The organism is Thauera aromatica K172 (genome assembly GCF_003030465.1).
Taxonomy (GTDB): domain Bacteria; phylum Pseudomonadota; class Gammaproteobacteria; order Burkholderiales; family Rhodocyclaceae; genus Thauera; species Thauera aromatica.
The window spans coordinates 1-24,396 of sequence record NZ_CP028340.1 but is presented as its reverse complement, the minus strand read 5'-3'; the positions used below and the strand labels follow the sequence as shown (position 1 = coordinate 24,396).

The 24,396-nt window shown below is 60.2% G+C and carries 29 protein-coding genes and 2 pseudogenes; 8 read left to right on the top strand and 23 right to left on the bottom strand.

Features of this window, described 5'->3' with window-relative positions; genetic code table 11:
* Positions 1-26 precede the first annotated feature (26 nt).
* Both Tharo_RS18015 and ere(A) read right to left on the bottom strand, forming a co-directional pair.
* Positions 27-215 (bottom strand): annotated as a pseudogene (locus tag Tharo_RS18015) (DMT family transporter); the annotation flags it as partial.
* 182 nt (positions 216-397) lie between these two features.
* Positions 398-1,624: an EreA family erythromycin esterase gene (gene ere(A) / locus Tharo_RS17340; RefSeq protein WP_021566672.1), complete on the bottom strand. Its 1,227-nt coding sequence runs from the start codon at positions 1,622-1,624 to the stop codon at positions 398-400.
* 211 nt (positions 1,625-1,835) lie between these two features.
* Here ere(A) and intI1 (Tharo_RS17335) point away from each other — a divergent pair.
* Both intI1 (Tharo_RS17335) and intI1 (Tharo_RS17330) read left to right on the top strand, forming a co-directional pair.
* Positions 1,836-2,198: pseudogene (intI1, locus tag Tharo_RS17335) on the top strand (class 1 integron integrase IntI1); the annotation flags it as partial.
* An 80-nt stretch (positions 2,199-2,278) separates the two neighbouring features.
* Positions 2,279-3,292 carry a class 1 integron integrase IntI1 gene (gene intI1, locus Tharo_RS17330; RefSeq protein ID WP_000845048.1) on the top strand — a complete coding sequence of 338 codons (1,014 nt, stop codon included), beginning with the start codon at positions 2,279-2,281 and terminating at the stop codon, positions 3,290-3,292.
* Positions 3,293-3,639: 347 nt separating this feature from the next.
* Here intI1 (Tharo_RS17330) and Tharo_RS17320 read toward each other — a convergent pair whose 3' ends face one another.
* Complete coding sequence (locus tag Tharo_RS17320; protein WP_003159185.1) at positions 3,640-4,206, bottom strand: recombinase family protein; 567 nt, start codon at positions 4,204-4,206, stop codon at positions 3,640-3,642.
* 181 nt (positions 4,207-4,387) lie between these two features.
* Here Tharo_RS17320 and Tharo_RS17315 point away from each other — a divergent pair, with 181 nt between their 5' ends.
* From Tharo_RS17315 to Tharo_RS17300, 4 genes are all read left to right on the top strand, one after another.
* Positions 4,388-4,639 carry an AbrB/MazE/SpoVT family DNA-binding domain-containing protein gene (locus tag Tharo_RS17315; RefSeq protein ID WP_003108276.1) on the top strand — a complete coding sequence of 84 codons (252 nt, stop codon included), beginning with the start codon at positions 4,388-4,390 and terminating at the stop codon, positions 4,637-4,639.
* Positions 4,636-5,031, top strand: a complete 396-nt coding sequence (locus tag Tharo_RS17310) for a type II toxin-antitoxin system VapC family toxin (RefSeq protein ID WP_003159186.1) — start codon at positions 4,636-4,638, stop codon at positions 5,029-5,031. Before Tharo_RS17315 ends, Tharo_RS17310 begins: the two co-directional genes overlap by 4 nt.
* An 11-nt stretch (positions 5,032-5,042) precedes the next feature.
* Positions 5,043-5,579, top strand: coding sequence for a hypothetical protein (locus tag Tharo_RS18010; protein WP_003159187.1), 537 nt, complete (start codon positions 5,043-5,045; stop codon positions 5,577-5,579).
* 175 nt (positions 5,580-5,754) lie between these two features.
* On the top strand, positions 5,755-6,360 hold the full coding sequence (locus Tharo_RS17300) for a recombinase family protein (protein ID WP_011600629.1): 606 nt from the start codon (positions 5,755-5,757) through the stop codon (positions 6,358-6,360).
* Here the strand turns inward: Tharo_RS17300 and Tharo_RS17295 are convergent.
* The 20 genes from Tharo_RS17295 to Tharo_RS17200 form a co-directional block, all read right to left on the bottom strand.
* Entirely contained in the window at positions 6,343-7,311 is a 969-nt protein-coding gene (locus tag Tharo_RS17295) for a hypothetical protein (protein ID WP_011600628.1), read from the bottom strand. The two genes, Tharo_RS17300 and Tharo_RS17295, sit on opposite strands and share 18 nt — an antisense overlap.
* A 25-nt stretch (positions 7,312-7,336) precedes the next feature.
* Entirely contained in the window at positions 7,337-7,750 is a 414-nt protein-coding gene (locus tag Tharo_RS17290) for a hypothetical protein (RefSeq protein ID WP_011600627.1), read from the bottom strand.
* Positions 7,751-7,792: 42 nt separating this feature from the next.
* Positions 7,793-8,224 (bottom strand): OmpA family protein, encoded by a 432-nt coding sequence (locus tag Tharo_RS17285; RefSeq protein ID WP_011600626.1) that lies wholly within the window; start codon positions 8,222-8,224, stop codon positions 7,793-7,795.
* 14 nt (positions 8,225-8,238) lie between these two features.
* The gene (locus tag Tharo_RS17280; protein ID WP_011600625.1) at positions 8,239-8,937 is read right to left on the bottom strand and encodes a TraX family protein; all 699 of its coding nucleotides are present in this window, start codon (positions 8,935-8,937) and stop codon (positions 8,239-8,241) included.
* On the bottom strand, positions 8,934-9,203 hold the full coding sequence (locus Tharo_RS17275) for a hypothetical protein (RefSeq protein ID WP_011600624.1): 270 nt from the start codon (positions 9,201-9,203) through the stop codon (positions 8,934-8,936). Before Tharo_RS17275 ends, Tharo_RS17280 begins: the two co-directional genes overlap by 4 nt.
* A gap of 28 nt (positions 9,204-9,231) precedes the next feature.
* Positions 9,232-9,861: a transglycosylase SLT domain-containing protein gene (locus Tharo_RS17270; protein WP_011600623.1), complete on the bottom strand. Its 630-nt coding sequence runs from the start codon at positions 9,859-9,861 to the stop codon at positions 9,232-9,234.
* A 16-nt stretch (positions 9,862-9,877) separates the two neighbouring features.
* The gene (locus Tharo_RS17265) at positions 9,878-10,465 is read right to left on the bottom strand and encodes a TrbM/KikA/MpfK family conjugal transfer protein (protein ID WP_011600622.1); all 588 of its coding nucleotides are present in this window, start codon (positions 10,463-10,465) and stop codon (positions 9,878-9,880) included.
* Positions 10,466-10,500: 35 nt separating this feature from the next.
* The gene (gene trbL, locus Tharo_RS17260) at positions 10,501-12,417 is read right to left on the bottom strand and encodes a P-type conjugative transfer protein TrbL (RefSeq protein ID WP_011600621.1); all 1,917 of its coding nucleotides are present in this window, start codon (positions 12,415-12,417) and stop codon (positions 10,501-10,503) included.
* A gap of 11 nt (positions 12,418-12,428) precedes the next feature.
* Positions 12,429-12,644 (bottom strand): entry exclusion lipoprotein TrbK, encoded by a 216-nt coding sequence (gene trbK / locus Tharo_RS17255; RefSeq protein WP_031943485.1) that lies wholly within the window; start codon positions 12,642-12,644, stop codon positions 12,429-12,431.
* Complete coding sequence (trbK, locus tag Tharo_RS17250; RefSeq protein WP_011600619.1) at positions 12,641-12,814, bottom strand: entry exclusion lipoprotein TrbK; 174 nt, start codon at positions 12,812-12,814, stop codon at positions 12,641-12,643. Before trbK (Tharo_RS17250) ends, trbK (Tharo_RS17255) begins: the two co-directional genes overlap by 4 nt.
* Before the next feature lie 9 nt (positions 12,815-12,823).
* Complete coding sequence (trbJ, locus tag Tharo_RS17245) at positions 12,824-13,594, bottom strand: P-type conjugative transfer protein TrbJ (RefSeq protein WP_011600618.1); 771 nt, start codon at positions 13,592-13,594, stop codon at positions 12,824-12,826.
* A gap of 18 nt (positions 13,595-13,612) precedes the next feature.
* The gene (locus Tharo_RS17240; protein WP_011600617.1) at positions 13,613-15,016 is read right to left on the bottom strand and encodes a TrbI/VirB10 family protein; all 1,404 of its coding nucleotides are present in this window, start codon (positions 15,014-15,016) and stop codon (positions 13,613-13,615) included.
* Between the two features lie 3 nt (positions 15,017-15,019).
* Positions 15,020-15,475, bottom strand: coding sequence for a lipoprotein (locus Tharo_RS17235; protein WP_011600616.1), 456 nt, complete (start codon positions 15,473-15,475; stop codon positions 15,020-15,022).
* 2 nt (positions 15,476-15,477) lie between these two features.
* On the bottom strand, positions 15,478-16,371 hold the full coding sequence (trbG, locus tag Tharo_RS17230) for a P-type conjugative transfer protein TrbG (protein WP_011600615.1): 894 nt from the start codon (positions 16,369-16,371) through the stop codon (positions 15,478-15,480).
* A 17-nt stretch (positions 16,372-16,388) separates the two neighbouring features.
* Positions 16,389-17,162, bottom strand: coding sequence for a conjugal transfer protein TrbF (locus Tharo_RS17225; RefSeq protein WP_011600614.1), 774 nt, complete (start codon positions 17,160-17,162; stop codon positions 16,389-16,391).
* Positions 17,159-19,717, bottom strand: a complete 2,559-nt coding sequence (locus Tharo_RS17220; RefSeq protein ID WP_011600613.1) for a VirB4 family type IV secretion/conjugal transfer ATPase — start codon at positions 19,715-19,717, stop codon at positions 17,159-17,161. The genes Tharo_RS17225 and Tharo_RS17220 overlap by 4 nt, the downstream gene beginning before the upstream one ends.
* Complete coding sequence (locus Tharo_RS17215; protein ID WP_011600612.1) at positions 19,714-20,025, bottom strand: conjugal transfer protein TrbD; 312 nt, start codon at positions 20,023-20,025, stop codon at positions 19,714-19,716. Before Tharo_RS17215 ends, Tharo_RS17220 begins: the two co-directional genes overlap by 4 nt.
* Positions 20,026-20,028: 3 nt before the next feature.
* Positions 20,029-20,493 (bottom strand): conjugal transfer system pilin TrbC, encoded by a 465-nt coding sequence (gene trbC, locus Tharo_RS17210; RefSeq protein ID WP_011600611.1) that lies wholly within the window; start codon positions 20,491-20,493, stop codon positions 20,029-20,031.
* A 13-nt stretch (positions 20,494-20,506) separates the two neighbouring features.
* Positions 20,507-21,469: a P-type conjugative transfer ATPase TrbB gene (gene trbB / locus Tharo_RS17205; protein WP_011600610.1), complete on the bottom strand. Its 963-nt coding sequence runs from the start codon at positions 21,467-21,469 to the stop codon at positions 20,507-20,509.
* A 289-nt stretch (positions 21,470-21,758) separates the two neighbouring features.
* On the bottom strand, positions 21,759-22,133 hold the full coding sequence (locus tag Tharo_RS17200; protein ID WP_011600609.1) for a transcriptional regulator: 375 nt from the start codon (positions 22,131-22,133) through the stop codon (positions 21,759-21,761).
* Between the two features lie 111 nt (positions 22,134-22,244).
* On the opposite strand from Tharo_RS17200, the gene Tharo_RS17195 reads away from it, so the two are divergent.
* Both Tharo_RS17195 and trfA read left to right on the top strand, forming a co-directional pair.
* Positions 22,245-22,586 (top strand): single-stranded DNA-binding protein, encoded by a 342-nt coding sequence (locus tag Tharo_RS17195; protein ID WP_011600608.1) that lies wholly within the window; start codon positions 22,245-22,247, stop codon positions 22,584-22,586.
* 51 nt (positions 22,587-22,637) lie between these two features.
* Entirely contained in the window at positions 22,638-23,861 is a 1,224-nt protein-coding gene (gene trfA / locus Tharo_RS17190; RefSeq protein WP_011600607.1) for a plasmid replication initiator TrfA, read from the top strand.
* The last annotated feature ends 535 nt before the right edge of the window (positions 23,862-24,396 follow it).

The following is a 24,396-nucleotide window of genomic DNA, read 5'->3' as shown; positions in this document are numbered from 1 at the left end:
GTGTAGGGCTTATTATGCACGCTTAAAAATAATCCATAACATCCACCGACAGGGATGGATTTCAGAACCAGAGAAAGAAAATAAAATGCGATGCCATAACCGATTATGACAACGGCGGAAGGGGCAAGCTTAGTAAAGCCCTCGCTAGATTTTAATGCGGATGTTGCGATTACTTCGCCAACTATTGCGATAACAAGAAAAAGCCAGCCTTTCATGATATATCTCCCAATTTGTGTAGGGCTTATTATGCACGCTTAAAAATAATAAAAGCAGACTTGACCTGATAGTTTGGCTGTGAGCAATTATGTGCTTAGTGCATCTAACGCGCTGATCACCGGCGGTTGAAAACCGTCCGGTGGATTGGCAGGTTATGCTCCTTCATTTCATTTCTGGTTTCCTATAGGGCAACCAGGCTGTCCTTGCCGGCGCTGGGAACGCAGACGATGGCATCAAATGCCTCGCTCAAATTCGTTTCTACAGAGGCGCTTTGGGACCGCATTCGCTTTGCTTCCATGGGGTCATCTGTCAATGTCAGGCATGAATCCTCCTTACCACAGGCATCGATGACATACTGTTCCACACTATCCTCACGGATTGCATCGGCAGGCGTGGTCACAACAGAGAATCCAAGAGGACTGTCGGGCGATGGGAAATGCATTTCCGGCACGGTGAGTCCAAGATGGGTGAATGCAATCGCACGGTAATCCCCCTCCTCCCTCTCTGCGAGATGCTGTCCCATGGGAACAGCCGTAAGCTCGCCTGAAAAGGAAACTGGAGTTTTTTGTAAATGATTGTTGTGCGCCAGCAGAATTATCCTTACATCCGGATTCGCTCGAACCATTCCATCCACCACGCCCGCCATATACGAGTCACGTACGGAAGTATCTCCCTCAAGAGAGGTACCATCGAAGAAAGCTTTCATTACACGCAAGGTTTCCAACGTATACTCTATCGACTCTATTCGATCAGAGGCTTTTCGGAAAAAATCGCTGTTGACGTGATTTTTCAGGACAGGGGCAAGCGACGCCAAACGGAGCTTCAATCTGGTTACCCCTGAGATAGCTTTCTCCTGCTGAGCCGTTTCCAACTCCCCCCATTTTGCCGATGAAATAACCGCCGACTGGCCATCAATGGACGTCAACAACTGAGTCAGCGCATCAACGTGGGGTTTCATGAGGTGGTCGATGACCTGGATAATTTCGGCCAATTGCGCTAGGTCGTCCCTTGGATTCAAGGTGTTGGGTAAATCGATTCCGACTAACTGCAGTTTTCTTCCTGATTCGCGTAGATATGATTTAACCCAAATCAGCACTGAGCCATACAAAGAAAAGGTCAGGGTATCCGAAAATCGCTCAAGTTCATGAGCACCGGCTGTTGAGTTGAGCCATTCAGATAGCCGGGATGCCTGAATCGCCCCACATTCCAAACCAATCGCATTAAAATCATGCCTCTCGACAAAATAGCGAATAAGACTAGCTCTAGCCAGTGAGAACTCCGCGACAAAGTGAGCACCCTCGCCAATGCCGACAATTCGGGCGCCCTCAACTACGGGATTAAGAATCTCAAACTCATTGAACTCCAGCTTTTGAGGCTGTAAAAGTGTTCTGGTCGTTCTCCATGTCATTTTTTTATCCTTTTGCGTTTATTGCTGAAATCGTCATACTTTCGCTTCGCCAATAACCAGGCTCACAGAGCATAACTTTGTTTTAGGGCGACTGCCCTGCTGCGTAACATCGTTGCTGCTCCATAACATCAAACATCGACCCACGGCGTAACGCGCTTGCTGCTTGGATGCCCGAGGCATAGACTGTACAAAAAAACAGTCATAACAAGCCATGAAAACCGCCACTGCGCCGTTACCACCGCTGCGTTCGGTCAAGGTTCTGGACCAGTTGCGTGAGCGCATACGCTACTTGCATTACAGCTTACGAACCGAACAGGCTTATGTCCACTGGGTTCGTGCCTTCATCCGTTTCCACGGTGTGCGTCACCCGGCAACCTTGGGCAGCAGCGAAGTCGAGGCATTTCTGTCCTGGCTGGCGAACGAGCGCAAGGTTTCGGTCTCCACGCATCGTCAGGCATTGGCGGCCTTGCTGTTCTTCTACGGCAAGGTGCTGTGCACGGATCTGCCCTGGCTTCAGGAGATCGGAAGACCTCGGCCGTCGCGGCGCTTGCCGGTGGTGCTGACCCCGGATGAAAACATCGACCCACGGCGTAACGCGCTTGCTGCTTGGATGCCCGAGGCATAGACTGTACAAAAAAACAGTCATAACAAGCCATGAAAACCGCCACTGCGCCGTTACCACCGCTGCGTTCGGTCAAGGTTCTGGACCAGTTGCGTGAGCGCATACGCTACTTGCATTACAGCTTACGAACCGAACAGGCTTATGTCCACTGGGTTCGTGCCTTCATCCGTTTCCACGGTGTGCGTCACCCGGCAACCTTGGGCAGCAGCGAAGTCGAGGCATTTCTGTCCTGGCTGGCGAACGAGCGCAAGGTTTCGGTCTCCACGCATCGTCAGGCATTGGCGGCCTTGCTGTTCTTCTACGGCAAGGTGCTGTGCACGGATCTGCCCTGGCTTCAGGAGATCGGAAGACCTCGGCCGTCGCGGCGCTTGCCGGTGGTGCTGACCCCGGATGAAGTGGTTCGCATCCTCGGTTTTCTGGAAGGCGAGCATCGTTTGTTCGCCCAGCTTCTGTATGGAACGGGCATGCGGATCAGTGAGGGTTTGCAACTGCGGGTCAAGGATCTGGATTTCGATCACGGCACGATCATCGTGCGGGAGGGCAAGGGCTCCAAGGATCGGGCCTTGATGTTACCCGAGAGCTTGGCACCCAGCCTGCGCGAGCAGCTGTCGCGTGCACGGGCATGGTGGCTGAAGGACCAGGCCGAGGGCCGCAGCGGCGTTGCGCTTCCCGACGCCCTTGAGCGGAAGTATCCGCGCGCCGGGCATTCCTGGCCGTGGTTCTGGGTTTTTGCGCAGCACACGCATTCGACCGATCCACGGAGCGGTGTCGTGCGTCGCCATCACATGTATGACCAGACCTTTCAGCGCGCCTTCAAACGTGCCGTAGAACAAGCAGGCATCACGAAGCCCGCCACACCGCACACCCTCCGCCACTCGTTCGCGACGGCCTTGCTCCGCAGCGGTTACGACATTCGAACCGTGCAGGATCTGCTCGGCCATTCCGACGTCTCTACGACGATGATTTACACGCATGTGCTGAAAGTTGGCGGTGCCGGAGTGCGCTCACCGCTTGATGCGCTGCCGCCCCTCACTAGTGAGAGGTAGGGCAGCGCAAGTCAATCCTGGCGGATTCACTACCCCTGCGCGAAGGCCATCGGTGCCGCATCGAACGGCCGGTTGCGGAAAGTCCTCCCTGCGTCCGCTGATGGCCGGCAGCAGCCCGTCGTTGCCTGATGGATCCAACCCCTCCGCTGCTATAGTGCAGTCGGCTTCTGACGTTCAGTGCAGCCGTCTTCTGAAAACGACATTTGAACCGGGAACCTTCCCTTTTTGGCTAGGCGTGAAACAATGGTCATTTTCCCTATACCCAAAATGACCAGGAGGCCCGCATGAAAGTCGCACGCATCTACCTGCGCGTGAGTGTCATTTTCAGAAGACGACTGCACGGAATATCAGGAGTCGGCTGCACTGGTGGATTGCAGCGCGGTGTACAGGGCCGTCTTGCTCACCTTGAGCCGTGTAGCGGCCTCTCGGACATTAAGCCCGTTGGCGATGTGCTCCCGCGCTCGCTGCAACTTGTCGGCGGTGACAACCGGCTTTCGCCCGCCCTTCCTCCCACGAGCGGCGGCGGCAGTCAACCCGGCCTTGGTGCGCTCGCGGATCAAGTCGCGCTCGAACTGGCCCAGCGCGCCGAACACGTGGAAGATGAGCCGCCCGCCTGGCGTGGTGGTGTCGATGGCTTCCGTCAGAGAACGGAAGCCGACGCCTCGCGCTTCCAGCGCGCCTATCGTTTCGATTAGGTGCGGCATAGAGCGCCCGAGCCGATCCAGCCGCCAGACGGCCAGCACGTCGCCGTCGCGCAGGTAGGCCAGCGCATCAGCCAAGCCGGGGCGGTCGGCCTTGGCCCCGGAAGCCGTGTCCTCGAAAACGCGCTCGCAGCCTGCCTTGCGTAGCGCATCCGTCTGCAAGGCGGTGTCCTGTTCCGCCGTCGATACCCGCGCATAGCCGATCAGTGCCATTTGCCGCCTCTCTTGTCCGTCATTCCGTCCGCCTATCTTAATGTCCGACAACCCGTTGTGCAATAACTTTGCTGGACAGTGTCCGGCATGGCCGACTAATGATCGTTTGACGGACATTGACGGTAAGGCATTTTTGCATTACTATGTGAAGCATCAACCTTGATTGCGAGGGCAAACCACCATGACCACATTGACCGTTACCGCACGGGGACAAGTGACGTTTCGGAAGGACGTACTGCAACACCTCGGCATCAGGCCAGGCGACAAGATCGAGCTGGACTTGTTGCCAGACGGTCGGGGCGTGCTCAAGGCGGCACGGCCCGCAGGGACGATAGCCAGCTTTGTCGGCCTGCTCGCGGGCAAGACGCAGAAGGTTGCCACCATCGAAGAAATCAACGAGGCGGCGGCGCAAGGCTGGGCAGGTAAGCAATGAAGGTCGCAGTCGATACCAACGTCCTTGTGCGTGCGGTTGTGCGTGACGATCCCGCACAAGCGGACGTTGCCGCCGCAGTCTTGACCGACGCCGAGTTGATCGCGGTCGCGCTGCCGTGCCTATGCGAATTTGTTTGGGTGCTGCTGCGTGTCTACGGCTTCCAGCAAGCCGACGCGGCCAGCGCGATCCGGGCACTACTGGCCGCCGCGAATGTGGAAGTGAACCGGCCTGCCGTGGAGGCTGGCTTGCTGGTGCTCGACGCGGGCGGAGACTTTGCCGATGGCGTCATTGCCTACGAAGGCAACTGGCTTGGCGGGGAAACCTTCGTTTCCTTCGATAAGAAGGCGGTGGCACTTCTCACGGCGCAAGGGCAATCAACGCGCCTTTTGTGACGGACATGAGCATGAACGAATTCCGCCGACTGGCCGCGAAGATCGACCAACACATGCAGCAGCTTGCCGCCCAGGGTGTCAGCGAGGCCCATGCCATCATCAATCGCATGATGGGGTACGGGCCTGACCTGCACAGGATTTGGGTCGGCACATCCGATCAGCAGCTCATGGCGCTGTCCCGCGAGTTCCCAGGGTTCTACCGCTACGCCCGCATCATGGAAGAGGCATCCGAAGCCGAGCGCCGCAAGGCTTCGCGGCCCTATGACGGCATGGCCGAGTTCTCCGAACAGCACAAGCAAATGGGCGCGCAACTGCTGACCACGGCGGCCACGCTTGAGCGTGGCTACCAGGCGTTTCGTGCGAGCGGCAGTCTCCAAGACTTCCGGCCTCAGCTCGACGAGCTGGGCCGCCTGCATCGGCAATGGCTGTCCGACCTGGAAGCCTTCAAAGACTCGCTGCGCACGCAGGGCGCAGAACCCAAGGTGCTGGAATACGTGAACGAGGCTTTCGGCCGCCTGGCCGAGCGCATCAAGCAGCTTGCCGGTTGATCGCCGGAATTTTCGGCGGTTCCGGCTTTGTCGCGCCGTGCACAAGAGTTCTGAGCAATTCCGATCTCTCGCGGCGCTTCGTGCATAGAACTTCTGACCGTTCCCGGTCAGAAGTTCTATGCACACACGGCGGCCAGCCCAGTGAACTGGTGCAGTCGCCTTCTGAAAACGACACGTGAGCACGGAGGAACAAGACCTAAGCCGGCAGGATGCCATCGTGGAGAGCACGAAGGCGGCCGGCTTTTACGTCGCCGGCATCTACCGCGAGAAAGCCAGCGGCGCACGCGCCGATCGCGCCGAGCTGCTGCGCCTGATTGCCGACCTGCAACCTGGTGAAGTCGTGGTTGCGGAGAAGATCGACCGAATCAGCCGCTTGCCGCTGGCCGAGGCCGAACGCCTGGTGGCCTCGATCCGGGCCAAGGGCGCCAGGCTAGCCGTGCCTGGTGTGGTGGATTTGACGGAGCTGGCCGCCGAGGCGAAGGGCGTGGCCAAGGTTGTTCTGGAATCCGTCCAGGACATGCTTTTGAAGCTGGCGTTGCAGATCGCACGCGATGACTACGAGGATCGGCGCGAGCGTCAGCGGCAAGGCGTGGAGCTGGCCAAGCAGGCCGGCCGCTACACCGGCCGTAAGGCCGACACACTGGCGCATGATCGGATCATTGCGCTGCGCACTGCTGGGCATAGCATCGCGGAAACGGCGAAACTGGCCAGGTGCAGCGAAAGTCAGGTCAAAAGAGTGTGGGCATTGCACAAAGCCGTGGCGTCAAAGCGTACAGGTTGATGACGCGCGGATGGTATCGGCCCAAGGCAATAATGCCGGCATCGAGCGGGGCAGGGGGGTTTGCATTGCCTGTTCGATCCAGCAGCTTGTGTAGTGCGCGGCATCACCGCTGGAACGCTTTTCAAGGAGATCGGTAATAAGTTGGTCGGCGCTGGGTTCGGTCATTCGCCAAAAGCCGACAGTAAAGCTATCTGCCAAGGCTTCACGCCATACTTGCGATGGAAGCCGTGACGCGGCCTCTAGGTGCTGTTCCAGAGTCACCGCGCTAACAGCCGCACCAGGAGCGATAGAGCGGGTGCCGATATCGCGGCCTGTAAAGCTGGGCATATCGCGGGAAACGTCCAGACAGTGCGCAAGTTCATGCACCATAACCCCTTTAATCCAAGGGGTGGGATCGGAGCCGGTGAAGCCTTTTAGGACATTCGCCGGATTCAAGACCAGATCACAGTAGCCAGGCCCTACGTACATAAGCGCCGGGATCGAGTGTGGTAGTGCAACGGTGTTCGTGTTCCAACCAGACACAGCGGATGAAAGCACGACATGCACACCGTAATGTTCAAGCGCAAACTTTTTAAGGAAGGGGAAGCCGTCCGCGTCGGCCACAAAGGCGCTGCGGGCGGCAGCGTATCGCTCGCTTGAAACTCGTTCTAGCGCAATGCCAGACAGCAGAGCTATGGCATAGGTCAAAACAGGAATCAGGGCGACGGAAAGACCGATTCCGATACGGCGTTCTATCGGATTTCCCGTTCTCACAATCCAGGGTTGTCTGGAAGCCCATAAGCCAGCCGCAACAGCTAAGGCAAACCACAGGCCGCCGAACAACATCCAGTCATTGCCGACTGCCCTGCCAGCTAGAGCAACAAGTGATACCAATGCTACCCATGCCAGCGGGGCTAGTACGTCCAATATCGCAGAAATGTTAAGCGGATGATTCTTTCGCTTAATGTCCATGATCGGCGGCCGTTTCCTTGCTGGGCTAGAACGTCGCGTCTTTCAAAGAGATTGCGCAGCCGTTGAAGTCATAGGACACGTCCGTAATGACACCGGAGGCGCGGGCCGTCTTGCCGACTGTCAACGCGGTGACGTTGGCCTTGTTGTCGGTGCCGGCGTGAATCGACACTTGGCCAGCTTTCAACAGCACGCGATAGTGAGGCTGGAAGCCTTCATTGACTGACCGGACTTCGCCAGTCATGGCCAGGCCCTTACCGACATACGTGCTATTGGCTTGCACCTGGTTGTTCTTCGCCGCTTGGCAAATCTGCGGCAGCGTATCCGTCACCATGACCGGGGCCGTGGCCTTTTGAATGTCCTTGGCGACCTGATCCAGCGCGGCGCAACCGGCAAGGGCCAGGATCGGCAAAGCAAGAGCTAGGCGGTTTATAGATTTCATGCAGCAAACTCCTTATCAGTGAAAAAAGTGGACGGCCCGTGCCTAGAACATGGGCACGTAGATCAATTCGATTTCAACACGTTGGTTCTGGTAGCGCCCTTCGGGCGTGATGTTCTCGGTCACGTAGTCGGCGGCCGACGCGAAATTCACCATGATCTTGAGCGGCGACACGCCACGATCCACCAGGTACTTGCGCGCCGACAAGGCACGCTTCAATGCCAGGATTTCATCGCGGGCGCTGGGCCGGTTCGTACTGGTGCGGCCGTTGACATAGATCATCGAGGCGGCGCGGGCGTCAGCAAGGACGGCGGCCACGTCCGCCGGCGGCTGGAACGTGGTGCTGCTGTCCGGGAAGGAAACCATCACCATCGAGGAAACAGGCGTGCTATGGGCGGTGCCGTAGTCGGCGGCCAGCGCGCCTTGCGCGAAGATCATGGACGCCAAGGAAATGGCCAGGAAGAACGCTTTACGCATCGGACAGACTCCAATCAAAAGAATAGGTATCCGGCCTTGCTCATGGGAATGCGGATCAACCAGAGCGCAGCCAGGTGCAGCGGGTAATAGGCATAGAAAGCCCAGCGCAGGCGCGGCATGGACAGATCAATGCGAGAGGCGACCAGGAGCAGCGGCAACACCGCCAAGGCCCACAGGTTGCGATTGATGAACCAGAGCGCGGCCAGGGCCAGCAGCGCGACCGCCGCGGCTGTCCAGGTGGGGCGCTTGCAATAAGACCAGACGGCCAGGCCGAGAACGATGGCCGGCCACCAGTATTCAACAACGCTACCGCCGACCAGGAACACCAGGCCGGCGGCAACCAGGTTGCCAACACCACCGCGTTCGACCAGGTACAGCGTGGCCGTAATGACCAAGAGGGTGAACATGACATTGAGCGGCCACCACCCGCCGCCCAGGCCGCCCAGGGCGATGAATGGCACCGAGGCGACCACACCGAACAGCGCCATGCGTTTCATGGTGCGGGGATAGGCCCCGCGCTCGAACACACCAGGCCGAGCAAGGTTGTACGCCAGGACAAAAACGAAGATCGGCAAGCAAAGCCGGCCGGCATCGAACAGCCAATCAATGGTGCCGTTGAACAGATACTTGTTGACGTGATCGCCGGTCATCAAGACCAAGGCGAGCCACTTCAACAGCTCAAGCGAACCGTCCGACATGCGCAGCGGCTTCACTTCCGCTTCCCTGTCCGAACGGAGTAGGCGCGCAGCACCAGGAAGGCCAGGTATAGCGCCGGCAGCGACAAGATGAAGGCAATGGGCTTGCCGATCCAGCCCGGCAGCGACCACAGGAGCAGGCCCAGGACAAAGACCGGGCCAATGCCGAGAACAAGCAAATCCTTGTCGTTCTTTGCTTGCGATTCGGCCCACTTGCAATAGCCGCTGATGCAGCCCCAAAGGCCCAGCGTGTAACGCATCATGAAATCGTGGAATCTATCCATGCTTTAGCCGCTAAATGAAGGCCCGCGCTTAATCCTGCGAGCGAAACGATATGGAACGCGGCACATAGCTGGCGGTGTTCAGCGAGCTATGTGCTGCGGGCTTGTGTTGCGCAGTCGCCGGGGCGGCCGCTGGGGCCGCCACAGGCGATTGCTGGGCCACTTGCTGGACGGTCGCCGGCATGGTCGGCACCGAAGCGGTAGCGCCCTCTTTCGTCACGTCCAGGGTCACAAAACGCGCTTCGAGCCAATCGGCCCACTTGGTCGCCTTGCGGATCAAGTCGGCCCGGTACACGGTGTTGTACCGAGGCGTGCGCGAGTGATAGTTAGCGGCTTTCGTCCACAGGTCGCCCTTGTCGTTGCGAATGTGCATCCGCAACCGCCAAGCGGCCAAGTCATACGAGTAGCAGCCGGCGGCCGCTACATCGTCTGCCGTGATCCCGTAGCGGGCCAGGTCGCGCAGGTAAGTCGTGTTGAACTGCATCGGGCCAACATCGTGAGTGCCATTCGTGTTGCGCACCCACTGGCCCGGCTTACCTGCTTCCTTTTCAGCCACGGCCAACACGATGTTGGCCGGGACTTCATACTTGACGGCCGCCGAGATAGAGCACACGACGCGCTCCTGAATCTGCGGCGGCATATCGGCAACGAATGGCAGCATGTCCCCTCCCCTCCCCTTACCGCTGCATCCAACCGTTTTCGCGGTTCCGGCGGCGTTGTTCTTCCAGGCGGGCGTTATATTCAGCCAGGGCGCGGTCATAGTCCCTTGCCTCGACCCAATACCCGCCTTCCTCTGGCGTCCCAACATAACGGGGCATGGTGCCGCTCGAATTGAAGTCGGTGTAAGCGTGGCCGGTGTATGCCGCGCAGTAGTCCGGCATCCGATTGCTGATGTACGTTTCGCCGCTGTCCCAGCCGCGATAGCTAATCAGCGTGCTATTGAGGGCCTGCGCATCGCACCGGCCAGCCCCGTTGACCTGCGCGGAAATCAGCGAGGACATTTCCGGCGTCTGGTTCGATACCGGGCACAGGTTGAGGAAGTTCCGGCGCTTCTTGAGCGTGTCCTTGAACTTGCGGGCCGTGATGCTGAAATAGCGATTGAGCGACGGCGCGCATTCGCTGGGCCGGGTGCCGGAGGCCAGGCACAACACCGCTTCGCAAGCAAGGCGGGTGTCGCCGGTCAAGACTTCCTGCGCGCTGGCCGTACCGACCGAACCGAAAGCCGCGACGGCGACGACCAGGGAGGAAAGCAGTTTCTTATTCATGGTTAAAACTCCTTTTGAAGTGATGGTTTCAGGCTTCACGCCTTTTTGTTGACGAAACTAGCGGCTTCGGCATTCCGCTCCTGCTGCCGCTCCTGGACATACGAAACGTAGTCCTCGACACCGAACGTATTGCCTTCACTCTTGGCCTGCCATTCGGCATGGGACTCCATTGCCTGCGCCTGGTCGGCTTCCGATAGCTCGCTGAATCCGCCGGTTTGGTTGATCCAGCCATCGCCGCCGCCGCCGTCGCCGCCAAGGTTGTTGCCGGTGAACTCGCTGCCAGCACTTGGAGCTGCGCCCGCGCCGGCATCGCCACCGGACGCCGCCCCTGCCCCGCTGGCCTTGATTGCTGCGGCCATCTTGCCGCCGGTTGTTTCAGCGATACGAGCCATTGCCGAATCCTTGATGCCGGCCGCTTTGGCCTTGGCCACCGATCCGGCGGCCTTGGCCAAGATGCCGCCCGCGTCCGCCGTGATCCGGCCGGCCTTGGCGGCCGAGGCCAGGAATCCACCGCCCGCTGCTGCGGCAGCACCGCCGCCGCTCGATGCGCCGCCAGTGTCGTCGCCCGAGCTGGACGAAGTACCGCCGCCGGACTTGCCGCCACCCGACGATTGCGCGCCGCCGGCGCTGGCCGTCTTGTCGCCGCTGGCTGCTTTGCCGCCGCCGGACTTGCCGCCGCCATCGCCGCCCGACGAATCGGCACCGCCGCCGGTGCTGGTGTCACCACCGCCACCGCCGCCGTCACCGCCACCGCCACCAAAGCCGGCGGCTTGAGCAAAGGGCGTGTCGCCGGTGCCAGCTTCATCGCCGCCACCGCCACCGCCGCCGCCGTCATCGCCACCGCCACCACTGAACGCCGACATAAGATCGCCGCCACCGCCGCCGCTTGAGGCGTTTTCGCTGGCCTTGGAGAACGCCGCCATAACTGCCTGCGCCCCGCCCGCTGCTGCTGCCCCGCCGGCGGCCAGAGCCGCGCCGCCAGTCGCTACGGCCGCGCCGGCCATACCTGCGGCCGCTGCAAGCGTGCCAGCACCGACCATGCTGCCAACACCGCCGCCGCCTACGGCCGCGCCAGTGATGATTCCAGCAAGAAGCGGAGGAATCCGAGAGGTCAACGCCAGGAGAACAACGCACGCCATCAAGAGCGCGGCCATTGATTTCAGGTTCGTGGCGCTAATGTCGGCTTGGAGGGTCGCGTAATACTGGTCAAGGAAGGTCTTGCCGATGGCAATCAGAAGCACCATTGCCAGAATCTGGACGGCCAGGCCCAGCACGGTCTTGTAGTAGTTGATCGCCATGTCGGAAGTCCAACGCGATCCACCAAAGCCAAGGAAGAAGATGCCGGCATACGCAAGAAACCAGGCCGACACCAGGAGCAACAGCATGTTGATGCCGATAAGGCACAGCATGACCAGGATGCCCAAGCCCATGAGGCCACCCATAAGGCTCAGGTGGAACTTGTTAGGCCAGAACGACATATTGTCGATAATCTGCCCGAAAATCTTAAAGCCAATATCCACGATTCCAGAAGGCGTGATGCCGAGCTGGCCCGGTGTGGATGGCAGGCCCCCGGCCGACGCGCCGAGCTGGGAAAGCGATTGCATGATCGACACGGCGAAGTTGGGGCCGTTGATGAGCAGCCACCAGAAAAAGCCGGTGAAGATCGTGAACCGGACGAACTCCGCGAAGAACTCGCCAATGTCGGCCTTGCGCAAGGCCATCATGCCGAACGTCCAGACCATCGAAATCACAACCAGCGTCCAGAACAGCCAGGAAGCGGCGTTAGTGATGACGGACTGCCAGCCAGTGGCCGCGCTTTGGAACCGCCGCAAAATGTCGTCGTAGAAGCCGACGTTGGCATTGCCCGGTGTGCCTGCAAAAGCATCGGGGGCCGCGATAAGCAGAACGACGACCGCCGCCGCTATCGCAAACCATGCACTGCGATTTTTCATGTTTTTTTCTCCTAGAACGTCTGCGGTTCAGCAGCGCGGTACTGGCCTTTCGTCATGCAGGCTTCGACCAGGTTGTCGCGTTGCTTTCCAGCCGGCAGGGCCTTGTAAAAATCAGGGCTGCATGATTCCGCAGTCGGTTCGATAGGGGCGGCCTTGTTGTCCCAGCAGCCCGTTAGAGCTGCCGGGACAATGACCATCACCAGACCAACCCGAATCAGCGCCTTCATCGCGTCATGCACGCTTCGACGAGCGCGGCGCGTTCGGGGTTATCGGGGAGCTGCTGCCAATACTCCGGCTTGCAATGTTCATCGCTGACCGAATAACGGTCATCACTGCAACCGGCCAGCAGCACCGAGGCCAGTGCGGCCAGGGTCAAGATGATGGTCTTGGCTTTCATGCGGCCTCCTTAGAAAGTTTGCGGCGTGGGCATGTTGTAAGTGCCCTTGGTCATCGAGCCTTCCATTGCCTGGTCGCGGGCGGCCTGGTCTTGATCGGCGGCCGCTTTGGCCGCAATCGCGTTCTGCTGCGCGAGCAACATGGCGCGAATCTGCAAGAGCTGGTTGGCCTGCTGGCTGGCGAGCTGGTTGGCGTAGCCGATGGCCTGTAGCTGGCCGGTCGCGCCCTGCGCCTTGCCTTGGAGCTGTTGCAGGGTGCGAGCGTCAGCGGTCAGCGCGTCTTGCTGCTTGTCCAGGCTGCGGAACAAGGCATCGTTGGCCTTTTTCTGGCTTTCGTTGGCAAGGCGGCGGTTCTCTTCCATCGCTGCCTTTTCGGCCGGCGTGCAGCCACCCGAACCGTTGAAGCACGGCGAGCCACGGTAATAGGCCACGTCCTGGAACTTGCCCAGGTAGCTATCGAGACTGCCGAGCTGGTTCTTGTAGTAGTTGAGCGTGTCTTGCGCGGCCAGCAAGTTATTCATCGTGGCCTGCGCCTGATCCCAGATATACGCGGCCGGGGCCATCGTGTTTTGCAGCATGTTTTCGTACTGCTGCAATTGGGTCTGGTACTGCTCGATTTGCTTGGCAGTTTGGGCGACCGCTTCCATCGCAGACATGACGTTCTGCACCAGGTTGCCGCCGTCGATAACAGGGATACCGGCCTGGACAGGCGAGGTAGTGAATGCCCCGGCGGTCAATGCCACGACGAGAGCGACTTTAGCGGCTAAAAACTTCTGCTTCATTGCGTTTTCTCCTTGGCGTCAGTAATCAAACGAGCGGTATGGTTTCGAGAAAGTCATGTCCTTGGTCACAATCACGTTGAAGCGATAACCAGGACGGATTTCCAGAGTGGGAGCGATGTTCAGGTTCTTGGCGATCATTTGCGCGGTCACTTGACCGAGCTGCTGACCCAGCGCCTCGCTCATCGCGCTGGAAGCCGTTGGACGGCCATTGACCGAGTTGCTGCCATCGTCCTGACTCATGGCAATGCCGGCGGTCACACCGGACATAAGGAAGGCAGAGGCGAACACCCGGAAGTAATGGTTGTTGACCTGATCCTTGAAGCCGGCATAGCCCGCGCCATCCCCGCCAGGCATCGAGCCAATATCCATTGCCTTGCCGTCCGGGAACACGATGCGCTGCCAGGCAATCAGCACGCGAGATTGCCCATAGGCCACATCGCTCGAATACATGCCCACCAGGCGCGAGCCTTGCGGAATCAACAGGTGCTTGCCGGTCGGCGTGTCGTACACGTTCTGGCTGACCTGGGCCATGATCTGGCCAGGCAGTTCCGAGTTGATGCCCGAAATCAGCGTGGCCGGTACGACGAAGCCGGCGCGCAGCTCGAACGGCGAGCGCGGGGCTTCCGGTTGTGAATCCAGCTTCCAGCGGTCGCCTTGGCCATTGCCCGCAAACTGCGCGTAGTTGTTGCCGCCACCCGATGCCGAGGTCTGCAACAGCGTAGGAGCGCCGCCAGAGGGCATTCCGCCGCCTGCCCCTGCCCCACCCACGCCGGAGCTACGAAGCTGCGCCAGGCGGGCTTGATAGGCGGCCGTAGGGTCATCCGCACGCTGGGCGTCGATTTGCTGGCGAACCGCTGCGAGGCGGGCCACCATTTCATCGCGGGTTTGCGGCGGGGCCGTGTTGCCACCAGGGGCCGAGCCAGAGCTACGCGGCGCGATGACCTGCACCGTGGTCTTGGCCTTGATGGCCTCTTCCATCATTTGCATCTTGGCCATGCGGATGCGGTCGGCCTCATCATCGTGGACGCCACCTGGTTGATTCAGGTTCTGCCCGCCGGACGGCGGGGCCGGCGGCGCGTCCGGGTTGTCCGGCCGAGCGATCAACACCGGATCGGCGGCCGGTGTGGTGGGCATATCGGGCGGCGTCAGTGCTTGAGCGGGGGCCACGATCCCATCGACCTGTTCGCCGGCGATTTCCTTGGCGAACATCGACGTATTGCCGGCCCTTTCCTGCGTGCCGACACCCGGCGCGTTTTGCTTCGCGGAACGATCCGCCGCGACCAGGGCCATGACCAGAAGGAACAGGCCCAGGACGCCCGCCAGAAGGTACATAGGCACGTTGTTGACGCGCCGGACGCCGGACTTTTTCGACACCGCGCCCGGCGAGGCGTCAGGTGCCATTTGATCGGCTGTTTCGCTCATGGCTTACTCCTTGCGCGCCCAATACCCGGCAGGCACGAACGAGCCGTTTTCTTCCAGGTAAGGGCGAGTGATGGATTGATTGCCGACCAGCAGGGTCAGCCGGTACAGGTTCGTCGTACCGGCCTGGTCAAGCACATAGCGCAGCGGCAACGCTGCCGGCGCTCCTGCCGGAGCCGTGGCCGCCGAGGCTTTCGCCTGGTCGGCCGGGCTGAACTCCAAGAGGGCATAGCCGCGTTCGCGCAGCGTGTTGACCAGGGCCAGCCCGAAGGCGTCAGGCGTGGCCTGGTGCAACTCGAAACGGGTCTTGGCCGGCGGGTACAGCGTGGCGAGCTGCTGCACGGCATCGGTGGCAATCTGCTGCTGGTTTGCCGCCGCCGGAACGAAATTGCCGTATTGGCCAGTCGTGGCGCACCCGGCCAACGTGAGCGCGAACAGCGCCGCGATGATGATCTTGCGCATGGTTATTTCCCCCTTGTAATGGTCACGCGGTCTTGCCCGCTGCCGACGCCGGCAATCAGGATTGCCTTGTCGAACACCGTATCCACGATGTAGCGGTCGCCCTGGACGCGGTAATTGACCATCACGGTTTCAGCATCACGGAACAGGCCGCCGTCACGACGCACAACAAGCAGAGTCGGCGCTTCGGTTTGCTCCATCGAGCGCGGCATCTGAATGATGGTCTTGCGGCCATCGTTGAACACGCGCACAGGCTTCCAGGAAGCCGAGCCGGACAGCGTGTAATCAAACGACAGGTCGCCCAGGTACTCGCCAGTGGAAGGGATGGTGTTATCGGTGCGGTGCTGCACTTCGCGGGCCTTGATCGCGTCCCACTTCGCAAGCGCGTCCTCGGGATACGTGAAGGACACTTGCGGCATGTATTGCGTGCGATGCGAGCGCAGCCGGAAGTGATAGGTACGGCGGTTCGTCGTCACGACCAGGCTGGTTTCCAGGCCCACGTCCATCGGCTTGATGATGAGGTGCTGGACTTCGCCCGCACCGCTGCCGGTAATGGCCGGCTCGACCGTCCAGCGGGCCGTGTCGCCCAGGTTGATCGAGTTGACTTGCTCGCCGGCTTGCAAGGCCACGTCGCACACCTGGAGCACCGCGCAAACGATGCTGGGCTGCTGCGCCCCGTACAGGAACTTGATCGCGCCATTGGAGCCGGCTACCGGCTTCATGCCGGTGGCCGATCCAGCTTCCCACCGCTTGGCGATGGCAATGGCCGCCTGTTCCTGCGGGGTCAGGGTCGGGTTGTTGTTGGAGAAAAACTTGTCGGCCAGGTCATCGGCGGCCAGGGCCACGGTCGGGATCGTCAGCGAAGCGCCCAACAGCACAGCAAAGATGGTTTTGTTCATGGTGAATAGCCTCGTAATTAAAGAAGGCGCGACCAGGAGTAATCACGCACATAAATCCCCATCGGGTTATTGCGTAGTTGCTCGTCCGTGGTCTGCGAAGTGGGTTCGGCGGTATAGACGGTGACAAGGGCGCGCATTGGTACGGGCTGGCCCTTCAACGCGCCTTGGCGGTCGCGGGTGGTTTCTGTCCAATCCACTTGCCAGGTATCCGGCGACTGCGGAATTACCGACGTGATTTCGATACTCACCATTTCCTTTGCTGCCCGTTTGAATGGGCTGGCATCGGCATTGCCGTTAAGCCATTCGTTCATCTTTGGCGTTGCCGGATCATTCGGAGAAAGAACCGCGTACACCTTGAAAACAGCCTTGCGCTGCAAGGCCACGTCAGGCGTGACCATGCGGGCGTTGTTGATGAAGTCGGCAACCGTCGCGTGGATGATGCGCGGGTCGGCCTTGTCGGCCGCCGTGACTGGCCCGGCCGCAAGGGTCTGGCCCATCTTGTCCACCTGGACAACGTAGGGAATGAACTTCGACTGGCTGCCGATATGGATCACGCCGCCGACGCTGGCCAGAGCGATCAACATGGCCAGGATGCCGACGACTTGCCAGGTCTGGCGCGAGGAAACGACCGAGCCAACATGCTCGTTCCAGGTGCGGCGGGCCGACAGGTACGGGTTTTCAGCCCCACCGCTGCGCGGCGCGGCTCCCTGCCCTTCCGGTGCTTCCGGCGAAGGCCGGGCGGCGGCGGGCTTCTTGAAGATCAAGCCCTTGATCGTGTCTGAAAAGCTCATGCGGCCTCCAAATAGTCATTGAGATTCAGGCCCCGGCCAGCCAGCCATTCATGCACCCAGGCATCTCCAAACTTGGCTTCCAGGTTCTTGATGGCGGCGACCGATTCCTTGTCGGATGCACCGACGAAGGCCAAGGCCAGAGGCCCCAGGGCAAGGTCATAAAGTCGGCGGCCGTTCTCCGACACGTAGTAGTACTGGCGCTTCGGAATGGCCGTGGCCAGAATTTCAATCTGGCGCGCATTCAGGCCCATACGCCGGTACAGCGCGGCCGTGTCCTCATCGCGGGCGTACACGTTCGGCAGGAAGATTTTGGTTGCGGTCGATTCCACGATCACATCCAAAATGCCGCTGTTTGCCGCGTCAGAAAGGCTTTGCGTAGCCATGAGCACCAGGCAATTCGCCTTACGCAATACCTTGAGCCATTCCCGAATCTTGGCGCGGAACGCCGGGTGGCCCAGCATCAGCCAGGCTTCGTCCAGGATGATGACGGCGGGCTGGCCATGTAGGGCGCGCTCGATCCGGCGGAACAGGTACAGCAGCACCGGCAGCGCGAATTTCTCGCCCAGGTTCATCAACTCTTCGATTTCAAAGACGGTGAAATCGGAGAGTGAAAGGCCGTCCGTTTCAGCATCGAGCAGGTGGCCCATCGTGCCGTCCACCGTGTACTGCTGGATGGCTTCGCGGATCGCTTCATCCTGAATCGTTACGCTGAACTCGGAGAGCGTATGCGCGCCGCTATCGTGCATGCTGAAAATCGCATTGCTGATTGCGTTGCGCTGGGCAGGCGTGGTTTCCACACCGTTCAACGCCAGGATGGTGTCGATCCATTCCATTGCCCAGGCACGATCACCCTTGGTTTCCAGGAATTGCAGCGGGCAGAACGCGAGCTGGTCATCATCGGCGGCCACGGTGAAGTGCAGGCCGCTTTTCCCCTTGGTGCCCGCCCGGATGCCGGCGGCCAGCGGGTACATCGACATGCCCTTGTCAAAGGCGAAGATCGACATATCCGTATAGCGCCGGAGCTGCGCGGCGATGATGCCAAGGTGCGTTGACTTACCCGCGCCAGTTGGGCCGAACATGAAGGTGTGGCCCAGGTCGCGCACATGCAGGTTCAGCCGGAAAGGCGTTGCGCCATGCGTGACGCAGTGCATGAGGGCCGGCGACAGCGGCGGGTACATCGGGCAAGGCGCGCTGGCCAGGCCCGTCCAGATCGTGCTTGTCGGCAGAAGATCGGCCAGGTTCATCGTGTTGATGAGCGGGCGGCGCACGTTCTCAACACCATGCCCCGGCAAGCTACCCAGGAAGGCGTCCAGCGTGTTGATCGTTTCGATCCGGGCCGCAAAGCCCAGGCGGTTGATGGCCTTTTCTACTTGGCGTGCAGACTGTTCCAGGCGGGTGCGATCCTCGTCCATGAGGACGACGACGCCGGTGTAATACCCCACCGCCACCAAGCCGCTATTGACTTCGGCAATGGCGGCTTCGGCATCGCCAACCATCGAAAGCGCGTCCTGGTCGATGTTGCCGCTGTTCGTGTTGAATACCTGGTCGAAGAAGCCGCGCACCTTTTGCCGCCACTTCTTGCGGAACTTGTCCAGGTGGGCCACGGCCTCGTGCTGATCCATGAAGATGAAGCGCGACGACCAACGGTATTCGCAGGCCAGTTCACCCAGGGCGGTCAAAACGCCTGGTGTTGACTCCAAGGGAAAGCCCTCGACAGCCACGACCTGGACGAAGTTGCGGCCGACCTTGGGCACCACGCCACCGAACATTTCCTGCCCGCCGATCAAGGCGTCCAGGTACATCGGATTGCTGGGGAGCTGCACCGGATGATGCAGGCCGGTGATGCAGAATTGCAGCCAGGCCAGGAAGTCGTCATGCGTGACTTCCCTGCCCGCTTCCGTGACCACTTTCTGGCCCCGCAGGCGGGTCAATTTCACGGCCGAGGACAGCCGCGATTCGATGCTGGTTATCTCGCGCTTGAATTGCTTGATAAGCCCCATCGTGCGGGCCTTGTGGTCGGGAACCACCGCATCATCATCGAACATGAGTTCGACAAATTTGCGCTGGGCCAGGAGCGGCGGGAACCAGGTCAAGGTCAGTACGAAATAGCCCTCGTACATCGTGCCCAGGCCCTGGAACAACTGCCGGCGTTCCTCGTCTATCGCAGCCGATAGCGGGTCGGGGAAGTTGGAATGCCCACGGTCGGAATAATTCGGGGCCGGACGGCGCACAGCATCGACATGCACCATCCAACCGCTACCCAGGCCCGCTAGAGCCTGGTTGATACGGAACGACACCATTTCCCGCTGTTCATCGGTGCTGCTGGCGTTGTCATCCCCCTTGTACAGCCAGGAGGCCATAAAGGAACCGTTCTTGCACACGATCACGCCGTCATCGACCACGGCGGCGTAATTGAGCAAGTCGGCCAGGCCCGCGTCCTTGGAGCGATGCTTTTTCAGTTTCAGTTCGGCATCGACCGCACGGATGCGGGCAAACAGGATGAGCAACAAAACCGCCCCGAGGACAGCAATGGCAAATGCGATTGTCTCAATCATTTGTATTGCTTCCCTTGACTTGGCGTGTTGTCACGAAAAGGCGTGCTACGCGCCGGGTAGTACCCCTTGTATCGGCGGTGCCGAAGGTACACATGGCGTAGCTTGGGATCGGACTTGGCCATGAGTCGGCACGCATAGAGCGCACCGAACCACAGCCCAATGCCGAACACCGTTGCCCGTACTTCTTGGGCGCTGAAAATCAGCGCCCCGGCCAGCAAGCCCGAGAACATAACCAGCTCACGATCCCCGCCCATGAACAGGTTTTCTCGGTTGCCGGCCCTACGGATGGGGATCGCGCGCAGAGCCATGATTTACCCCGCCACGTAGCCGCGTTCGGCCCAGCGCGTCACCACGTCGCCGGAGAAGCCCGCCACGTCCAGCGCGGCGACCTTGACCTGGTGCAGCGCCCCATCGGTCAGGGCTGCGATTTCCGCGCCACGACCAAAGAAGGTGCTCATCATGTTTTGCGCACCGACCAGCAGAGCCATGACCAGGACGATGAAGATCAACGTGCGGAAGAAGCCGTTGAGTTCGCCGCCGAAGATCAAGATGCCGCCGGCGACCACGATGCCGATGATCGACAGCGCGAACGCGACCGGGCCGGTGACAGAGTTCCGCAAGTTCGTCAGCCAGCTTTCATACGGCAACGAACCGCCGGTGCCTTCCGAGGCGAAAGCGTGCTGGGGAGCCAGCAGAAGGAACGCCAGGACAAGAGCCAGGCCGACATAAAACATCGTGCGCTGGTCGAGCCTGAATGACGGGAAGAGTGCTTGCATTGGTCTTAACTCCTTAAAGGGACACAGTTTTGTAATGGCCATCGGCGTAACCGGAAACCTCTAGGATTTCCTGGATACGACGCGAGCCATCCGGGGTTCTGGCGATGTGAACGACTACATGAACCGCCTCGCCTATCAGCGGTTCAATCTCCGATGGAGCCGACTTATTCCGAGAAACAAGCGACTTCAAACGAGTCAGGCCCTCCGACGCGCTGTTCGCGTGGAGGGTGGCAGCGCCGCCGGGGTGGCCGGTGTTCCAGGCGTCGAGCAGGTCTAGGGCTTCTTCGCCCCGGACTTCGCCAACCAGGATGCGGTCAGGGCGCATACGCAAAGTGGTTTTCAGCAGCATGGTCATGCTGACTTCAATGCTGGTGTGGTACTGGACGAAGTTTTCAGCGGTGCATTGGATTTCGCCGGTGTCCTCGATGATGACGAACCGTTCGAGCGCATCGTGATCGACCATTGCCTGAATAATCGCGTTGACCAGGGTTGTCTTGCCCGAGCCGGTGCCGCCAATCACCAGGATGTTTTTGTGCGCTGCAACGGCATCCCGGATGGCCTGCGCTTGGGCGGCCGTCATGATCCCGGATTCGACGTATTGCGCGAGCGTGTACACCGCAATGGCTTTCTTGCGGATCGCAAAGACAGGGCCGGTCACAACCGGGCCGAGCTGGCCCGCGAAGCGTGAACCGTCGATAGGAAATTCACCCTCAAGCAGAGGGCTGTTTTTCGTGACTTCCTTGCCGTGATAGCCGGCGACGGTTTCCACGATGGCCTGCGCTTGGGCGCGGCGAAGCGAGCCGATGCACTGCGACCGTTCGCCTTGGCGTTCAAGCCACAGCTTGCCGTCCGCGTTGAGCATGATTTCAACGGTCTTAGGATCGTGCAGGGCTTCCAGGAGCTTAGGCCCCATGTCCCTTTCGAGCTTTTTCTTAGCCCGTTCCTTGATGCTGTCGTGTTCTTTTGTTTCGGTCACTACGTTGGCCCCTTGATGTACGTTTCATCGTCCAATGGCTGTACAGGGTCATACGATATACCGAAATGCACCACCGCGCAACAATATGGACATGCCGAAGTGCGGCATTCTTGAATATGCGTATGGTGCCCGCAACGTGACGCGACAAACCGGGCGCGTCCTTGGCACCGATACAGCTTGCTTTGATGGGATTTCCGGGGGTTGAGCCACCCCGGCGAGCTTTAGCCGCTAAAACTGCTTTGGGCGTGGATTCTTGTTTGTGCGAACCATGCCGCTGCCCTCCCCTCCCTCATTTCTTGGCGTTCCGACCCCCTAGCTTCTTCCTTGTTTCTTCACCCCATTTTTTGACGACAAAGGCCCGGTGTTCGGGGAGTACCGCCGACACCCTTTCATAGCCGGCCGGCAGGCTGCTAGGAGCCTTACCGCCGGCCAAGGCATCCAGGGTGTGCTTGTCCAGATCGGTTGACTCCAAGAGAAGAGGCAACGGGGTTTCGAGTGCGCTGGCGATGGCTTCCATCACCTTGAGGGACGGATTGGCTTTTCCGGTTGTCAGATCGGAAAGAAAAGAGATCGACACCCCCGACCGCTCGGAGAGTTCGTTTTTTGTCATGCCCCGCTCATCGAGGATGCGGAGGACGTTTGTAAAGAAGATGACCTTGTACACCGAGCTGACTGCCTTATCGTGAGGCGACCCATAATTTTAGCCGCTAAAGTTCTTGACCGTTGGAATTGGTTTAGCTAAACTATGGTTTCCAACAGCAAAGGAGGCCATCTAGTGAGCCATAACCAATTCCAGTTTATCGGTAATCTTACCCGCGATGCCGAGGTTAGGCATAGCGATTCCGGCAGTAGCCGAGCGATTTTTGATCTTGCTGTCAACCGGGTGTGGCGCAATGCCGCCGGTGAAAAGCAGGAGCAGACGGACTTTTTCCGCATCAAGTCGTTCAGCGCGCTTGCGGAGAACGCCGGCAAGTACCTGGGCAAAGGCTCCAAGGTATTCGTCCAAGGTCGGGTTGAACCCACCAAGTTCGAGAAGGAAGGCCGGACGGAATACGGCATCGACTTCATAGCCGAGGAAATCGAGTACCTGGACACCAAGGCACCAGGCGGGCAATGACGAAAAAAGCGCCCGGCTTCGGCCGGGCGTTATGCTTATTAAGGAGGCGGTATGCCGGATCAATTCGACGAGCAGGAATATACGCGCAAGCTCATCGAGGGCGGGCTTAGTGCCAGTGACGCGGCGAGCCTTGCGGCTCGCACGGCCCAGGCCCGCCGGGAGTCCGGCAATACTGGCAAGACGATGCACACGGCTGGCTCCCTCTTCGAGACGCTGGCCGACAAGTTGGCCAGCACGCCGGAAGAACAGCGCGCCGAGGACAGCCAGGCCGTGGAGCGATCCCGGCGCATGGCCGCCGAGGCGGCCGCGCTTGGGGCGACGATGGGCCTTCCAGAAGAACGGCGCACGGTTGTCAATGCCGTGGCGGACAAGGTGGCCAAGCTGGCCGAGGATAAACGGAGCGACGCAATGGCCGCGAAAAAACAGAGCAAAGCAGGTTCCGCCGGCCAGGAGCTGGCCGAGCAGGTCAGCCAGGCAAAGCAGGCCGCCTTGCTCAAGCAGACCAAGCAGCAGATCAAAGAGAACCAGCTATCGCTATTCGACATCGCGCCGTGGCCCGACACCATGCGCGCCCTGCCCAACGATTACGCCCGGTCGGCCCTCTTCACCACGCGCAACAAGCGCGTGCCGCGTGAGGCCCTACAGGGCAAGGAAATCTTCCACGTCAACAAGGACGTGGCCATCACGTACACCGGCGTCGAGCTGCGGGCCGAGGATGACGAGCTGGTATGGCAACAGATTCTTGAGTATGCCAAGCGGTCGCCGCTGGGCGACCCTGTTTCGTTCACGTTCTACGAGCTTTGCCAGGACTTGGACTGGTCGATCAACAGCCGGTACTACGCAAAGGCCGAAGAGTGCCTTAGCCGCCTGCAAGCGTCCGCGATGCAGTTTTCATCCAAGCGGATCGGCCGGCTCGAATCGCTGTCCCTGATCCGTCGCTTCCGCGTCCTGAACCGTGGCACGCGCAATTCGCGCTGCCAGGTTGAGATTGACGAAGAAATGGTTGTCCTGTTCGCCGGCGACCATTACAGCAAGTTCATTTGGGAGAAGTACCGCAAGCTGACGCCCACGGCCCGGCGCATGTTCGACTACTTCGCTTCGCACCAGGAGCCGTTCCCGATGAAGCTGGAAACCTTCCGGCTCATGTGCGGCTCGCAGTCGGCCAGGCCGAAGAAGTGGCGCGAACAGGTGGGCGAGGCGTGCGAAGAGCTGCGCGCAAGTGGCCTGGTCGAACATGCATGGGTGAACAACGACCTGGTGCATTGCAAGCGGTAATCGCGTGAGTTGGCCAAGCTGGCCAGGATCAACCAACGGGGGCTTCGGCTCCCGTTTTTCATTGACACTTGAGGGGCAACACCACAGCACCAGGCACCGGGGAATTTTCGCGGCCGCGAAAACCGGCTATGTCGTGCTGCGCATCGAGCCAGGCGACCACGGCCGCCAGTCTCGCCCCTCTTCGCTGCGCTGCGGGGCTTCCAGCGCCTTTCCGACGCTCACCGGGCCTATGGCCCTAGCCGCTGGGCTTGCGGCCCGCCTACGGGCCTTGTGGCCCTTCCAGGGGCCGGCAGGACACCAGGAGACGAAGGCGGCCGCGTGCGGCCTGGTCGCTGGCGACGTGTGGATCGTTTGGGGACAACTCCGGCCGACGATGACCCTTGAAGGGCGCTTGTTAACACTTGAGGGGCCGACCATGCCGGCGCACTGCTGACACATGAGGGGCACCGGCCGATTTCGGCCAGATCGAGGCCCGCGAGCGCGTTCCAGGGACTCTATCCGGCTGATTTCGCGGGAGTTTTCAGCGGAACTTCCG

Bases quoted from the DNA above. Each gene is read 5' to 3' on its own strand.
- intI1 (WP_000845048.1), top strand. From the start codon at position 2,279: ATGAAAACCGCCACTGCGCCGTTACCACCGCTGCGTTCGGTCAAGGTT.
- Tharo_RS17320 (WP_003159185.1), bottom strand. From the start codon at position 4,206: ATGGCACTGATCGGCTATGCGCGGGTATCGACGGCGGAACAGGACACC.
- Tharo_RS17315 (WP_003108276.1), top strand. From the start codon at position 4,388: ATGACCACATTGACCGTTACCGCACGGGGACAAGTGACGTTTCGGAAG.
- Tharo_RS17310 (WP_003159186.1), top strand. From the start codon at position 4,636: ATGAAGGTCGCAGTCGATACCAACGTCCTTGTGCGTGCGGTTGTGCGT.
- Tharo_RS18010 (WP_003159187.1), top strand. From the start codon at position 5,043: ATGAACGAATTCCGCCGACTGGCCGCGAAGATCGACCAACACATGCAG.
- Tharo_RS17295 (WP_011600628.1), bottom strand. From the start codon at position 7,311: ATGGACATTAAGCGAAAGAATCATCCGCTTAACATTTCTGCGATATTG.
- Tharo_RS17290 (WP_011600627.1), bottom strand. From the start codon at position 7,750: ATGAAATCTATAAACCGCCTAGCTCTTGCTTTGCCGATCCTGGCCCTT.
- Tharo_RS17285 (WP_011600626.1), bottom strand. From the start codon at position 8,224: ATGCGTAAAGCGTTCTTCCTGGCCATTTCCTTGGCGTCCATGATCTTC.
- Tharo_RS17275 (WP_011600624.1), bottom strand. From the start codon at position 9,203: ATGGATAGATTCCACGATTTCATGATGCGTTACACGCTGGGCCTTTGG.
- Tharo_RS17270 (WP_011600623.1), bottom strand. From the start codon at position 9,861: ATGCTGCCATTCGTTGCCGATATGCCGCCGCAGATTCAGGAGCGCGTC.
- Tharo_RS17265 (WP_011600622.1), bottom strand. From the start codon at position 10,465: ATGAATAAGAAACTGCTTTCCTCCCTGGTCGTCGCCGTCGCGGCTTTC.
- trbL (WP_011600621.1), bottom strand. From the start codon at position 12,417: ATGAAAAATCGCAGTGCATGGTTTGCGATAGCGGCGGCGGTCGTCGTT.
- trbK (WP_031943485.1), bottom strand. From the start codon at position 12,644: ATGAAGGCGCTGATTCGGGTTGGTCTGGTGATGGTCATTGTCCCGGCA.
- trbK (WP_011600619.1), bottom strand. From the start codon at position 12,814: ATGAAAGCCAAGACCATCATCTTGACCCTGGCCGCACTGGCCTCGGTG.
- trbJ (WP_011600618.1), bottom strand. From the start codon at position 13,594: ATGAAGCAGAAGTTTTTAGCCGCTAAAGTCGCTCTCGTCGTGGCATTG.
- Tharo_RS17240 (WP_011600617.1), bottom strand. From the start codon at position 15,016: ATGAGCGAAACAGCCGATCAAATGGCACCTGACGCCTCGCCGGGCGCG.
- Tharo_RS17235 (WP_011600616.1), bottom strand. From the start codon at position 15,475: ATGCGCAAGATCATCATCGCGGCGCTGTTCGCGCTCACGTTGGCCGGG.
- trbG (WP_011600615.1), bottom strand. From the start codon at position 16,371: ATGAACAAAACCATCTTTGCTGTGCTGTTGGGCGCTTCGCTGACGATC.
- Tharo_RS17225 (WP_011600614.1), bottom strand. From the start codon at position 17,162: ATGAGCTTTTCAGACACGATCAAGGGCTTGATCTTCAAGAAGCCCGCC.
- Tharo_RS17220 (WP_011600613.1), bottom strand. From the start codon at position 19,717: ATGATTGAGACAATCGCATTTGCCATTGCTGTCCTCGGGGCGGTTTTG.
- Tharo_RS17215 (WP_011600612.1), bottom strand. From the start codon at position 20,025: ATGGCTCTGCGCGCGATCCCCATCCGTAGGGCCGGCAACCGAGAAAAC.
- trbC (WP_011600611.1), bottom strand. From the start codon at position 20,493: ATGCAAGCACTCTTCCCGTCATTCAGGCTCGACCAGCGCACGATGTTT.
- trfA (WP_011600607.1), top strand. From the start codon at position 22,638: ATGCCGGATCAATTCGACGAGCAGGAATATACGCGCAAGCTCATCGAG.